The sequence below is a fragment of the Streptomyces sp. NPDC028368 genome (assembly GCF_055565615.1).
In genome coordinates this window covers 28,548-42,448 of record NZ_JBVHTY010000004.1, presented here as the reverse complement: position 1 = coordinate 42,448, position 13,901 = coordinate 28,548, and the positions used below count along the sequence as shown (strand labels likewise).

Sequence of the window (13,901 nt, the reverse complement as noted above, 5' to 3'; positions counted from 1 at the left end):
TGGGCAGGGGCGGCGGGCGAAGGTTTCAGGGCGTGGGCAGGGCCAGGGCTCGGGTACCGCGCTTGATGAGCTCGTTGGCGATGATCAGACGCTGGATCTCGGAGGTGCCCTCCCAGATCCGGTCCACGCGCAGCTCGCGGTACATACGCTCGACGGGATAGGTGCGGTCGTAGCCGCGGCCGCCGAAGATCTGCAGACAGCGGTCGGCGACCCGGCCGGCGGCCTCGCTGGCGGCGAGCTTGGCGGTGGAGGCCTTGGCGTGCAGGGTCTTGCGGTCGGTGCCCGGCTGATCGGCCTCCCAGGCGACCTGGTGGGTGTAGGCACGGTTGACGGCGATGTCCACGGCGCAGTCGGCGAGCATGCCCTGGATCAGCTGGTACGAGGCGATCGGTGCGCCGAACTGCTCCCGCTCCACGGCCCAGTCACGGGCGAGTTGCAGGGCGCGCTCGGCCGCGCCGACGGTGCGTGCGGCGATCATCAGGCGTTCGTCGGTGAACCATTCCTTGGTCAGCTCGTAGCCGTTGCCGACGCCGCCGAGCACGTCCTCGTCGGCGACGAAGACGTCGGTGAAGGTGAACTCGGGGTGCCCGTTGACGGCGGAGTGCATGAAGTGGGGCACGCGGGTCATCTCGACTCCGGGCGCGGCCTTGTCCACGAAGAACAGCGTGGGCAGCCGCTCGGGGCCGGCATCGGCCTGCACCAGCAGGAAGTCGGCGATGTCGCCGCAGGTGACGAACCACTTCTCCCCGTTGAGCAGCCAGCCGCCGTCGGTGCGGGTGGCCGTGGAGGTGCCGGAGGAGGGGTCCGAGCCCGCGCCCGGCTCGGTGACGGCGAACGCGTCGAACCTCTCGCCGCGGATCACGGGCAGCAGGTACTTCTCCCGCTGCCGCTCGTCGCCCTGGGCCAGGACGTTGGCGGGCCGCCAGGGGATGTCCCAGAGGCAGTTGGTGACCTTGCCGAATTCCTCCTCGACGATGACCTGGTCGAGGAGGCTGAGGCCGGCCCCGCCCCACTCGGCAGGCATGTTGATGGCGTAGACGCCGGCCTCCATCGCGGCCCGGCTCAGTTCGGTCACGAGCTGCTGCGGCAGAGGTCCGCCGGCTTGCTCGGACTGGTCCTCGTAACGCATCAGCAGTCGGGCGTACTCGGCGGCGCGGCGCTTCAGGTCGGCTTGCTCGGGGGTGTAGCGCATGTCCATGGGGGCCTCTTCGGTCAGGGGGACGGTGTGCGGGGTGGGTCAGGCGAGTACGGCGCGGGAGTCGAGGGCGAGGGCGCCGCTGGGGCGTACGAGAAGGGGGTTGACCTCGATTTCGGCGATCTCGGGGTGGGCGGCGGCGAATGTGGTGACCGTCTCGATGGCCCTCGCGGCCGCTGCGACATCGACAGGCGGGCGGCCGCGCACTCCGTCGAGCAGGGCGGCGGTGCGCAGTCCGCGCAGCAGGCTCAGGGCGCAGCCGGCGGGCACGGGGGCCAGGGTGAAGGCGACGTCGTGCAGTGCCTCGGCCAGCACTCCGCCGAGGCCCACCATGGCGACCGGGCCGAAACGCTGATCCCGGTTGACGCCGACGATCAGCTCGACGCCGTCGGTGAGGTCCGCCATGGCCTCCACGGAGTAGGAGGAGGCGCCGAGCCGGGCGTGCATCTCCCGGAAGGCGGCGCGCAGTTCGGCGGGTCCGGCCAGGCCCAGCGCCACACCGCCCGCGTCGGACTTGTGCAGCAGATGCAGGGCCTTGAGGACATACGGTCCGGTGAACTCCTCGGCTGTGGCCAGCAGTTCGGTCTCGTCGTGGATCTCGCGGGCGGCGGGGAAGACGAGTCCGGCCGCTTCGAGGGCCCCGCGGGTTTCCATGTAGCCGCTCTTGAGCAGCGGTGGCGCGGGCGGGGGAAGGGGCGTGACGCCGGCGCGCACCGCGCGCGGAGCCGTGACGGCAAGGGCGCGGGCGGCGTCCTCGGTGTCGGCGAAGACCGGTATGCCGGCGTCCCGAAGGGTGCGGCAGCTCGGGGACTGGGGGTACATCGACTGCACCACCAGGGGTTTCGCGCTGGCGCGGTGACGGGCCGCGATGCGGCGCGCGGCCGCCCGCTCGCCCTCCGCCAGCACGGCGCCGCCTCCCCCGAGGCCGCCGCCGGCAGCCGCGTAGCCGCCGAAGTAGCCGGTCATCAAGACGGCGTCCACCTCTCCGGCCGCCAGCAGCGCGGCAACGGTCTCCGCGTACGAGCCGGGGTCCTGCTCGCCCATGCCTGCGAGGTCCACCGGGTTGGCGACGGCCGACTGGTCCCACAGCACCTCCCGCAGGTGCCGCCGGGTCGGCTCCGGGAATTCGGGCACGGTCAGCCCGGCCGCCTCGACGGCATCGGCGGCGACGACGCCGTGGCCGCCGCCGTCCGTGAGTACGGCGACCCGGCGAGCGGCCGCCGTCCGACGCGTACCGCTCAACGCCGCCACCGCGACGGCGAGTTCGCGGGGGGTGGCGACCAGTTCCACACCGGCGTCGCGGCACGCCGCGGTCACCACGTCGGCCGAGGTGGTCAGCGCTCCGGTGTGCGACTGGGCGCTGCGTGCGGAGGCGTCGCCGCGGCCGGCGGTGAGCAGGACCACGGGTTTCCCGGCGTCGGCGGCTGCCTCGGCGAAGGCACGTCCGTCGGCGAAGTCCTCGGCGTAGACGGCGATGGCGCGGGTGCCCTCGTGCCGGGCGCAGTCGGCGAGCAGGTCGACGAGGGTGACGTCCGCCTGGTTGCCGAGCGAGACGAAGCGGGAGAAGCCGAGGTCGTGCGGAGCGAAGCGGAGCTGGAGTTCGAGGGCGAGGTTGCCGCTCTGGCTGAGGAGCGCGACGCCGCCAGGGGTGAAAGTGTCGGAGGCCAGGAAGAGGTCGGTGGTGTTGTCGGCCAGCCCAAGGCAGTTGGGTCCGATCATCACGGCACCCGCGGCGCGTACGCGTTCGGCGACGGCGTGCTGGCGGGTCCGCCCCGCGTCGCCGGTCTCGGCGAAGCCGGCGGTGATCGCGACGATCGCCCGTGCCCCGCACCGCAGGGCCTCGCCGACGGCGTCCTCGAAGCCGGCGGCGGGCACGGAGACCACCGCCAGGTCGACGGGCTCGCCGAGCGCGCTCAGGCTGGGGGCGGCGGTACGGCCCAGCACCGTGCCTCCGCGACGGTTGACCAGGTGAACGGGGCGCCGGCCGTTCGCGCGGATGGCCTGCGCGGCGATGGCGTGGCCGTACTTGGCCGGGTCGTCGCTGGCTCCGACGACGGCGACGGAGACGGGGTCGAAGAGAGCGGACAGGTCGCGTCCCATGTCACTTCACCAGCCGCAGGGCGGAGTTCGGGCAGGCGGCCACCGCATCCGCGGCGGCTTCCTCGCCCCCCTGCGGGACGTCGTTCCCGCGCATCTGCGCGTAGCCCCACTCGTCGAGGTCGATCAGTTCGGGGGCGGGTTCCTGGCAGAGGCCGTAGCCCTGGCAGCGGGTGGAGTCCAGCAGGAGTTTCATGGTGCGGTCCTTTCGGTGCGGCGGGTTCGGTCGGCGAGGTGGGGGTGTGGGTCAGGGCACCGGCACCGTGAACCGGCGCCCGTCCTCGGGCGCCGGGTCCAGGCACGCCGGGCAGGCGGAACCACGGTGGGCGTCGACCCAGTCGGGGAAGTGGGCGAGGAGGGTGGCGACGATGCGGGCGGCGGCGTCGAGCAGCCCGCAGGCCCCGCGGCCGGGCAGTTGCCGCGACCAGCGGCGCAGCTTGTCGGCCGTGTCGTCGCTCGCCTCGCCGCGTGCGACGGCGGTGAGGGTTGCGGCCAGCGCCCCGGTGCCGGAGACGCATACCCCGCACTGCCGGGCGCTCTGTGCCGCCAGATAGGCCGCCGCCTCAGTGGCCACGGCGACCGGGCAGTCCTGCGGGTGCACGAAGTGCAGCGCTCCGCAGCCGAGCGCTCCGCCGGCCGCATGGAGACGGTCGTGGTCGAGCGGAAGGTCCGTCCAGCCCGCACCGTGCAGGCCGCCGAACAGGCCGCCCAGCAGGACCGCTTCGGCCCTGCCGTGCCCACCCAGGTCGGCGAGGACCTTCAGGTGCGTACCGGCGCTCACCTCGACCAGCGCGCCGACACCGGCTCCGACTCCGGTGCCGGCACTGGCACCAGCACCGGAGACAGTCACCAGGTGGGTACCGGCGACAACAGCCGCGGCGTCGGGGCGCGAGTGCGTCAGCGCTACGCGGGCCAGCGTCTCCACGTTGGCGACGAGGGTGGGCGCGCCGCCAACGCCGCTTTCGAAGGGGCGCGGCGGTTTCGCCGTGGGCAGGGCCGGTCCGCCGTCGATGCACCGTACGACCGCGGTCTCCTCCCCCGCTACGTAGGCGTGCTCCGCCCGTACGACGTCGACGCGCAGGTCCGGGGGGCGTTCGGCGAGCGCCTGTCGGACGGCGTGTTCGGCCGGGGCGTCGGAGAGGTACACACAGCCGCGTTCGGCGCCGGTCATGGCCGCGGCCAGCCTGAGGCCGTCCAGGACCACGTGCGGTCGGTGGCGCAGCAGCCAGCGGTCCTTGACGGAACCCGGCTCGCCCTCCTCTCCGTTGGCGACGACGACGGGCCGACCGGGTGCGTCGCGGACGGCGCGGAGCTTGACGGCGGCGGGGAAACCGGCCCCGCCTCGGCCGCGCAGCCCCGCGGCGGCTATCCGGTGGAGCAACCGGTCGGGCACCGGCAGTGGCGCGTAACCGCCCACGGCGAGGTAGCGGGCGAGATCCTCGCCACCGCCGAACGGCGGGACGAGCAGGCCGTGCCGTCCTTCGGGAAGGAGGGAGAACACGCCGGTCATAGGGTGCTCCTGGGCTCGGAGTGGCCGGCGGAATCAGTGCCGTGGCCGGCTCGCAGTTGCGCCAACGCCCGTTCCAGATCCCGCCGTTGGGTGGCGGTCCGCGCGTAGCCGGCCCCGGGCAGGCCGATCAGCATGCGGTGGTGGTCGAGGACGACCTCTCCGGCGACCAGGGCCGGCCGCGGATCGGCGGTGGCGGATCCCGCCGCGGCCTCGACGACGAGGGCGGTGACTTCGCCGAGGTAGCGCAGCCAGCCGCGTTGCGTGCCGCGCAGCACCAGCCGCTCGACGCGGTGCCGCTCGGCGGCGACGAGGGCCGACGGCAGGCGGTCGTCCGCCGGGGCTCGCAGGGCGGCCACCGCAGCGGGCAGTTCCTGTTCGGGCTCGGGCGTGAGGCCGAGCCATACCAGACTTCGGCGAGCGCTCATGCGTGCCTCCGGGGGCGCACCGTCTCCGGGTGGTCCGCAGACGGGTGGCGCGGCAATGGCGTGGACGGGGATGCTCCGGCGCCGTGAGAAGAGGGGCGGGGAACTGTGCGGGGTGCCTGGCCGGGGGCCGTGCACGGCGTGGACGGAGAGTGTCCGGATCGGTGTGTGGGGTCCGCCTGGGCCGACACCTGCCGGACCGGAGGCGTCCGGATCCGGACGCCCGGTGTGGTGCGGACGGTGTCCGCGGGCTCACGGAATGCACCTGGGCGGCCGTCTGCGGGCCAGGCCATCCGCCTGCCACGAGACTAACTAACCAATTAGTCAGCCCACAAGTCTTGACTTGATCCCACACCGGGCACACTCTGACTAACCAATTAGTCAGTCGGATCCCGGCAGGTCCGGAAGCCACACAGGTCGCACCTGCCGCCCATTCCGCGCGCAGCCTCACCGCCCATCGCCGCCCTCGCGGCGCGGAGGAGGACCCCATGCACCCCTCGACTCCCCGGACAGCCACCCACGCCCCTGCCCCGCCGGGGCCGCCTCCCGAGCAGCATCCCGGGGAAGCGCTGTCCGCGCGCTACTACAACGATCCAGCCATCGCCGAGGCGGAGACGGAGCGCATCTTCGCCAGGTCCTGGCAGCTCGTCTGCCACGAATCCGACCTCCCCGGCCCCGGCGCACGCCTCGCCGCCACCGCCGCAGGCCGGGAGGTGCTGGTCGTCCGTACCGAGGACGGCGGGCTCGCCGCCCACCTCAACGTCTGCCGGCACCGCGGTACCCGCCTGGTCAGCGCACCCGAGCCCTCGGGCAAGGCGATCCGCTGCCCGTACCACGGCTGGACCTACAAACTGGACGGGCGGCTCGTAGGCGCCCCCGAGGCCCGCCGGATCCCCTGCCTGGACAAGCCCCGGCTCGGGCTGCACCCGGTCAAGGTGGAGTCCTTCCTCGGCTTCGTCTTCGTCAACCTCGACCTCGACGCCGTCCCGCTCGCCGAGAGCTGCGCCGGGCTCGCCGAGGCCGTCGGCCGCTACGCCGGGCCCGGCCTCGTACCCGTCGGCAAGTACCGCATCCACGACCTGAAGGGCGGCGAGGAGCAGAACGCCAACTGGAAGGTGATCGTCGACAACTATCTCGAGGGCTACCACGTCCCCGTGGCCCACCCCGCGCTCATGCGGCTGCTGGACTACCAGGCGTACACGGTGGACGTGCAGGAGAACTACGTCCTATTCGAGTCCCCGCTGCGCGACAAGCCCTCCTCGAACTGGACCGAGCGGCTCTACCAGCGGCTGGCGACCCCGATGCCGGGGCTGACCGAGGCCGACCGGCGCGTATGGCGGTACGCCGTGATCTATCCGAACACGCTCATCGACTTCTACCCTGACCACGTGCTCGCATGGACCGCCCTGCCCACCGCCCAGGACCGGGCGGCGATCCCCGGCGCCTTCTACACCCGGCCCGGGGAGAGCGTCCGCACCAGGCTGGCCCGGCGGCTGAACATCCACATCGGCTGGGTCACCAACGACGAGGACGCCGAGCTGGTGGAGAGCGTGCAGGCCGGTCTGAGTACGCCCGGTTTCGAGCCGGGTCCGCTCTCCGCCCGCGAGGCCGCCGTCGGCTGGTTCGCCCGCCGGGTCCGGGACGACCTGGACGGGGACGCGCAGTGACGCCCTCGCGCACGGCGGCCGCGCCGCACCCGCACGCCGTACGCCTCGCGTCGGGCTTACCCCACCCCCGCTGACGCACGCACGCACCCTCCCCAGACCGGTCTTCACTACGGAGTCAGGGCCTCCGTGAGCCGACCAAACCGGTCCCGCCCTGGACTTGTGCCGTTCCTCGACGGAGAGGACGCTCCATGTCCCCCGAGGTACCCCCACCGACCCGACGCGCCGTGCTGCGAGCAGGCGCCTGCGGCCTGCTGGGCGCCGCGGCCGGCGGCTGTGGGTTCATGCCCGCGAAAACACCCGACGCGCATCAGCTCGCCCCGGTCAAGGCGCGCGTCGACGGCGATCTCGTCTATTTCAACTGGGCCGACTTCGTCGACCCGTCCGTGTTCAAGGGCTTCGAGAAGGAGTACGGCGTCAAGGTCATCCAGTCGAACTTCGACTCGATGGAAGGCATGGTCGCCAAGCTCAACGCCGGTAACCGCTACGACATCATCTTCCCCACGGCCAAATGGGCCCAGCGCCTGGTCCGCGGCGGCCGGCTGCGCCGCATCAACCACTCCCAACTCACCCGCGCACACGCCGTGTTCGGCACCTACACCTACTTCGCCGACCCCTGGTACGACCCCGGCTCCGCGCACACCGTCCCCTTCACCGCGTACAAGACCGGCATCGGCTGGCGCCGCGACCGGATCGGCGAACTGACCGGGTCCTGGAAGGACTTGTGGAGCGACAAGGCCAGGGGCAAGGTCTTCCTGCTGGACGACCGCGACGAGGTCCTCGGCATGGGCGCCCTCGAACTCGGCCTGGAAGTCAGCACCGGAAACACCGGCGACCTCGATCGCATCACCTCCCTGCTGGACACCCTGCGACCGCGACTGCGCGGCTTCTCCAGCGACAGCTACAACAACCTCCTCAACGGCAACGCGCTCATGACGCAGGCGTGGAGCGGCGACATGGCCGCCATGCTCCAGCAGGCCAAGGACCCCTCCGTGTTCGGCTTCCAGGCCCCCAAGAAGGGCGCTCCGATCAACTCCGACTGCTACGCCATCCCGTGGAACGCTCCCCACCCCGGCACCGCGATGCTGTTCATCGACTACATGCTGCGGCCGGAGAACGTGAAGAAGAACATCGAGTACATCGGCTACCCGATGCCGGTGGCCGGCTCCGAGAAGATCTACGCCGACCTGGTCAAACCCTTCCCCGAGTGCCTCGTCACCGAGGACGACCTGAAGGCGGACCTGTTCTTCCGCAACGGCAGCCGCGCCGCGGAGGACGCCCGCGACGCCGCCTGGACCCATGTGAAGGCGGGCTGACATGACACTGCTCCGCCCCTCCTCCCGCGCCCGCCGCCGCGGCCCGGACGCCGACGGCACCCGCATGTGGACCTGGCTCATGCTGCCCGGCACGCTGTGGATGACCGGCTTCCTGATCGCCTCACTGGTACTGGTCGCCGTCCTCGCGGTCGGCACCACCGACCCCCTCGGCAACCCCCGCTTCGGCTTCGACCTGTCCGGCGTACGTGCCCTCGCCGACCCCGCCTACACCGAGGTCCTGGCGCGATCCCTCGGCTACGCCCTGCTGACCTGCGCGATCTGCCTGCTGATCGCCTACCCGGTGGCGTACACCATCGCCCGGTACGGCGGACGCTACAAACACGCGCTGATCGCCGCGATCGTGGTGCCGTTCTTCGCCAACTACCTGGTACGGATGTACGGCTGGTCGGTGGTGCTCTCCGACGACGGGCCCGTGCTGCGCGTGCTGCGCGCGGTGGGACTGGCCGACGGGAGCACGAAGATCCTCAACACCGGCATCGGCGTGGTCGCCGGACTCGTCTACGGTTTCGTCGTCTTCATGATCATCCCGCTGTACGCGGCGGTGGAACGGCTGGACGGCTCCCTCATCGAGGCCGGCCGCGACCTGTACGGCGGCCCGTTCCGCACGTTCCTCTTCGTCACCCTGCCCGCGACCCGGCAGGGCGCGGCGGCCGGACTCGTCCTGGTCTTCCTGCCCGCCATGGGCGACTTCGTCAGCGCACAGCTCATGGGGGGACCGGACCAGATCATGATCGGAAACCTCATCCAGGACAAGTTCTTCCAGGGCCAGAACTGGCCGCTGGGCTCCGCGCTCACCATGCTGCTGATGCTGGTCCTGCTGATCGGGATGTTCGGCTATCTGCGGCGCACCCGCAAGGACGAGGCGGAGGCCGGCCGATGACCCTGCTACGCCGGCCCTCCGCCACCACCCCGGCCCGTCCGGCCCGCCCGGCCGCCCGGACCCGCGCACGGCGCGGCCGAGCCGACCGCAAACCCCGGATCCTCCTCGCCGTCACCGGGCTCTTCTTCGCGCTGCTCTACCTGCCCATCGCCGTGGTGGCCCTGTTCTCCTTCAACTCCAAGAAGTCCCTGACCGTGTTCGGCGGGTTCAGCCTGCGCTGGTACCACGCCTTCGTCCACGACGACGTCCTCATCTCGTCGCTGGGCACCAGCCTGCGGATCTCGCTGGTGGCGATGGCCGGTTCGGTCGTCCTCGGGGTGGCGCTCGCACTCGGCCTGGTCCGCTGCCGCACCCGGCTCGGCTCGCTGGCCGGCCTGATCATGCTGGTGCCGCTGATCACGCCGGAGATCGTCACGGGCGTCGCGTCGATGCTGCTGTTCAAGGGCCTGGGCGTGACCCTGTCCACCGGCACGGTGATGCTCGCCGAGATCACCTTCTCGATCTCCTACGTCACGGTCGTCCTCCGGTCGCGGGTCGCCGCGCTGAACCCGGAGGTGGAGGAAGCCGCGATGGACCTCGGCGCCACCCGCTGGCAGGCGGTCCGTCTGGTGACGCTGCCGGCCCTGCTGCCCGCCGTGCTCGCCTCCGCCGTACTGATCTTCGCACTCGTCTTCGACGACTTCGTCCTCGCCTACTTCACCACCGGCGTCGATCCCCAGCCGCTGTCGGTACGGATCTACTCGGCGATCCGCTTCGGCGTACAGCCCACCATCAACGCGGTCGGCACGCTGATGCTCGCCGGATCCATCGCCCTGATCGCCCTGGCTCTGTTCATCCCGCGCCTCTTCGGCCGCCGCGGCGGCCTCGACATCCTCTCCGGAGAGTGACCCTCATGGACGCGACCCCCGCCGTCCGGCTCGACGGCGTCTCCAAGCAGTACGCGGACTCCTACGCCGTCCACCGCCTCGACCTCGACATCGAGGCCGGACACTTCTTCTCCCTGCTGGGCCCCTCCGGCTGCGGCAAGACCACCACACTGCGCATGATCGGCGGGTTCAGCGACCCCACCGAGGGTTCGGTGCTGCTCGCCGGTGAGGACGTGACCGCACTGCCGCCGAACAGGCGCAACGTCAACACCGTCTTCCAGAGTTACGCGCTGTTCGACCACCTGAGCATCGCCGACAACGTCGCCTTCGGCCTCAAGCGCAAGGGCGTCGGCAAAGCCGAGATACGACAGCGCGTCGGCGAGATGCTGGAGCTGGTCCAGCTCGACGGCCTCGCCGACCGCAAACCCCGTACCCTCTCCGGCGGCCAGCGCCAGCGCATCGCCCTCGCCCGCGCGCTCGTCAACCGCCCCGCCGTCCTGCTCCTCGACGAGCCGCTGGCCGCCCTCGACCTGAAGCTGCGCCGGCAGATGCAGGTGGAGCTGAAGCAGATCCAGCGCGAGGTGGGCATCACCTTCGTCTTCGTCACCCACGACCAGGACGAGGCGCTGACCATGTCCGACCGGATCGCCGTGATGAACCAGGGGCACATCGAGCAGTGCGGCACCCCCGAGGACATCTACGAACACCCCGCCAGCCGCTTCGTCGCCTCCTTCATGGGCACCTCCAACCTGATGACCGGCACCTACCGCGACGGTGAGGTCGCCCTGGACCAGGGGCCCGCGCTGCCGGTGGGCTCCCGGTCCGGCATCGTCGACGGCACCGCCGTCAGCGTGTCCGTGCGCCCCGAGAAGATCTGGCTGTCCGACTTCGAGCCGGGCATGTCGAAGCTGCACGGCGTCGTCCGCGACACCGTCTACAGCGGCCCGACCACGACCTACCTCATCGAACTCGCCCCCGGCGTCACGCTGTCCGTCCTGGAGCAGAACACCGACCGCGCCCGGATGGAGGACCGCTGGGGCGGCGGCGAGACGGTCGAGTTCGGGTGGCGTCCCGAGCACTGCCTGGTCCTGGCCTGACCGCCCGCACCCGCACCCGCACCCGCGTACCGAATCCTGCAGCGGACGAATCTGCCGCACAGACGAAAGCGAAGCTGATGCATCACGACGTGATCGTGCTCGGCGCCGGGCTGGCCGGGCTCGCCGCCGCCCGGGATCTGGCGGCCGCCGGCACCGACGTGCTCGTCCTGGAAGCCCGGGACCGCGTCGGCGGCCGGGTCGAGCAGACCCGGACACCCGACGGCCGTACCGTCCAGCTGGGCGGCGAGGTGGTCGGCCACGGGCACACCGCCTACCTCCAACTCGCCAAGGAACTCGGCCTCGAACTGGTCCCCAGCTACGTCCAGGAACCCGGCCGCATCACCCGCGCCACGCCGGAGGGCCGTTCGGCCGGCGATCCTCCGCACTGGTTCGGCCCCGGCGACGCGCTGCTGCACGAGCGGCTCGGCGCCGAGTTCACCGCACTGGCCGCCGGCGTCGATCCCGACGACCCGTGGTCGCATCCGGAGGCGAGCGCCCTGGACCGGCTGTCCGTGGCCGACTGGCTGCGCTCCCGGCACGCCACGCCCGCCGTGGTCCGCCTGTGGGACATCGGCCAACTCGCCCTGGCCGGTGGCTCCTACGAGCGGATCTCGCTGCTGGCAGCGCTGCGCAAGAGCGCGGCGGTCCCCGGCTCGGGCACCGGCGACTACGACTACGACGACTGGGAGGGACTGCGGCCGGCGGCGGGATCGGCGACGCTTGCCGAGGTCATGGGCCGCGAGCTGGGCCCGCGCATCCGGCTCGGCTCCCCCGCCGCCGCCCTGGACATACGCCCCGGCCGCTGCGCGGTGCGCCTGGTCACCGGTGAGGTCCTCACCGCCGGGGCCGTGGTGAGCGCCCTTCCCGTGGGCCCCCTGCGCGCCGTCGCCGTCAGCGGCGTGAGCGAGGCCCGGCTCGCCTCCCTGCACCGCCAGCGCCACGCGACGGCCGCGAAGTTCGCCGCCGTCTACGACCGTCCCTTCTGGCGCGCCGACGGGCTGAACGGCCTGTCCGAGTCCGAGGGCGTGCTCGGCAGCACCTGGCCCCAGAGCGAGGGCATCCTGTCGGCGCTGATACCGCCCGAGCGCTACGGCGTCCTGCTCGGCACCCCGCCCCACCTGCGCACCCCCGAGCTCCTCTCCGAGATGGCCGCCATGTTCGGCGACGAGGCACACCGGCCGACCACCTGCTACCTGCGGCTGTGGGGCAGCGACCCGTGGACGCAGGGCTACGTCACCCAGTGGCCGCCGGGCGAGGTCACCGCCGTCGGCCCGCTGCACGGCACCCACGAACCGCCGTTCTACGTCTGCGGCTCCGACCAATGGGTCGCCGGATACATGGAAGGCGCCGTCCGCACCGGCCGCGCCGCCGCCGAGGAGGCGCTGCACCGTGGCTGATACCGACCGCCTCACGACCGTCCTCAACCACATCGGCGGCAAGGAGGTGCCGGCCGCCTCCGGCGCCACGCTGAGGCTGGTCGACCCGGCCACCGGCCTCCCGCACGCCACGGCCCCGCTCTCCGGCCCCGAGGACGTGGACGCGGCCTGCCGAGCAGCGCAGAAGGCCTTGTCCGGCTGGTCGGCGACGACTCCGGCGCAACGTCAGGCCGCGCTGCTGCACATCGCCGACGCCCTGGAATGGGAGGCGTACGCGCTGGCGAGCGCCGAAGTGGCCGATACGGGCAAGCCGCGCGCCCTGTTCCTGGCGGACGAACTGCCCGCGATCGTCGACGTGCTGCGGTACTTCGCCGGAGCCGCCCGGAACCTGCCGGGCACCGCCGCCGCCGAATACACGCCGGGCCGCACCTCCGTCCTGCGGCGAGAGCCGGTCGGCGTCTGCGCCCAGATCACCCCGTGGAACTACCCACTGATGATGGCCGTGTGGAAGATCGCCCCCGCGCTCGCCGCCGGCAACACCGTCGTCCTCAAGCCGTCCGACAGCACGCCGTCGTCGGCCATGCTCCTCGCCCGGCTGGCCGCCGAGCATCTGCCGCCCGGCGTGCTCAATGTCGTGTGCGGCGACCGCGACACCGGGCGCTCCCTCGTCGCCCACCCGCATGTCCGGCTGGTGGCCGTCACCGGAAGTGTCCGCGCCGGACAGGAGATCGCCGCCGCGGCTGCCGCCGACCTCAAGCGGCTCCACCTGGAACTCGGCGGCAACGCACCGGTGCTGGTCCACGAGGACGCCGATGTCGACGACGCGGTCGAGCAGTTGTCGTCGCTGTCCTTCTACAACGCCGGCCAGGACTGCACGGCCGCCACCAGGATCCTGGTCCATCACCGGATCCACGACGCCTTCGTGGCGGCCTTCGCCGATCGGGCAGCACGGCGCCTGCCCGGAGCCCCCGACGACGCTCACGCCGACTTCGGCCCGCTCGCCACCGCTGCCCAACTGGCTTCCGTACACGGCCTGCTGAAGCGCCTCCCGGATCACGCCGAGGTCGTCACCGGCGGTGCGGCCCTCGCCCGGCCCGGCTACTTCCACCAGGCGACGGTGGTCGCGGGGGCGCGGCAGAAGGACGAGATCGTACAGAGCGAGGTGTTCGGCCCGGTGGTCACCGTCCAGCCCTTCACCGACGAGTCCGAGGCCATCGACATGGCGAACGACGTACCCCAGGGACTCGCCGCGAGCGTCTGGACCCGCGACCACGACCGCGCCATGCGCGCGAGCCGCGCACTGCACACCGGCATCGTCTGGGTCAACACCCACGGCACGACGGTGTCGGAGATGCCGCACGGCGGCGTACGCCACTCCGGCTACGGCAGCGACCTCTCCCCCACCGGCCTGCTCGACTACACGCAGGTCAAGCACGTCATGCTGTGACGGACCGCGG

12 protein-coding genes are annotated in these 13,901 nt (G+C 72.0%); 7 read left to right on the top strand and 5 right to left on the bottom strand.

What is annotated here, in order from left to right:
* Window positions 1-25 precede the first annotated feature (25 nt).
* From ACZ4S3_RS10465 to ACZ4S3_RS10445, 5 genes are read right to left on the bottom strand one after another with little or no spacing between them, the layout of a single operon-like run.
* Window positions 26-1,198, bottom strand: coding sequence for an acyl-CoA dehydrogenase family protein (locus ACZ4S3_RS10465; RefSeq protein WP_467929904.1), 1,173 nt, complete (start codon window positions 1,196-1,198; stop codon window positions 26-28).
* A 39-nt stretch (window positions 1,199-1,237) separates the two neighbouring features.
* On the bottom strand, window positions 1,238-3,295 hold the full coding sequence (locus ACZ4S3_RS10460; protein WP_467929900.1) for an acetate--CoA ligase family protein: 2,058 nt from the start codon (window positions 3,293-3,295) through the stop codon (window positions 1,238-1,240).
* Between the two features lies 1 nt (window position 3,296).
* A complete protein-coding gene (locus ACZ4S3_RS10455; RefSeq protein ID WP_467929896.1) occupies window positions 3,297-3,488 on the bottom strand; it encodes a ferredoxin in 192 nt (63 codons plus the stop codon).
* A 51-nt stretch (window positions 3,489-3,539) separates the two neighbouring features.
* Complete coding sequence (locus ACZ4S3_RS10450; RefSeq protein WP_467929893.1) at window positions 3,540-4,802, bottom strand: NADH-ubiquinone oxidoreductase-F iron-sulfur binding region domain-containing protein; 1,263 nt, start codon at window positions 4,800-4,802, stop codon at window positions 3,540-3,542.
* Entirely contained in the window at window positions 4,799-5,227 is a 429-nt protein-coding gene (locus ACZ4S3_RS10445) for a hypothetical protein (RefSeq protein WP_467929889.1), read from the bottom strand. Before ACZ4S3_RS10445 ends, ACZ4S3_RS10450 begins: the two co-directional genes overlap by 4 nt.
* A gap of 485 nt (window positions 5,228-5,712) precedes the next feature.
* On the opposite strand from ACZ4S3_RS10445, the gene ACZ4S3_RS10440 reads away from it, so the two are divergent.
* From ACZ4S3_RS10440 to ACZ4S3_RS10410, 7 genes are all read left to right on the top strand, one after another.
* Window positions 5,713-6,891, top strand: coding sequence for an aromatic ring-hydroxylating oxygenase subunit alpha (locus ACZ4S3_RS10440; RefSeq protein WP_467929884.1), 1,179 nt, complete (start codon window positions 5,713-5,715; stop codon window positions 6,889-6,891).
* Between the two features lie 188 nt (window positions 6,892-7,079).
* A complete protein-coding gene (locus ACZ4S3_RS10435; RefSeq protein WP_467929879.1) occupies window positions 7,080-8,204 on the top strand; it encodes a polyamine ABC transporter substrate-binding protein in 1,125 nt (374 codons plus the stop codon).
* A gap of 1 nt (window position 8,205) precedes the next feature.
* Entirely contained in the window at window positions 8,206-9,105 is a 900-nt protein-coding gene (locus ACZ4S3_RS10430) for an ABC transporter permease (RefSeq protein WP_467929876.1), read from the top strand.
* Window positions 9,102-9,992, top strand: a complete 891-nt coding sequence (locus tag ACZ4S3_RS10425; protein WP_467929872.1) for an ABC transporter permease — start codon at window positions 9,102-9,104, stop codon at window positions 9,990-9,992. Before ACZ4S3_RS10430 ends, ACZ4S3_RS10425 begins: the two co-directional genes overlap by 4 nt.
* A gap of 5 nt (window positions 9,993-9,997) precedes the next feature.
* On the top strand, window positions 9,998-11,068 hold the full coding sequence (locus tag ACZ4S3_RS10420; protein WP_467929868.1) for an ABC transporter ATP-binding protein: 1,071 nt from the start codon (window positions 9,998-10,000) through the stop codon (window positions 11,066-11,068).
* 77 nt (window positions 11,069-11,145) lie between these two features.
* The gene (locus ACZ4S3_RS10415) at window positions 11,146-12,465 is read left to right on the top strand and encodes a flavin monoamine oxidase family protein (protein ID WP_467929863.1); all 1,320 of its coding nucleotides are present in this window, start codon (window positions 11,146-11,148) and stop codon (window positions 12,463-12,465) included.
* Window positions 12,458-13,891: an aminobutyraldehyde dehydrogenase gene (locus ACZ4S3_RS10410; protein ID WP_467929859.1), complete on the top strand. Its 1,434-nt coding sequence runs from the start codon at window positions 12,458-12,460 to the stop codon at window positions 13,889-13,891. The genes ACZ4S3_RS10415 and ACZ4S3_RS10410 overlap by 8 nt, the downstream gene beginning before the upstream one ends.
* The last annotated feature ends 10 nt before the right edge of the window (window positions 13,892-13,901 follow it).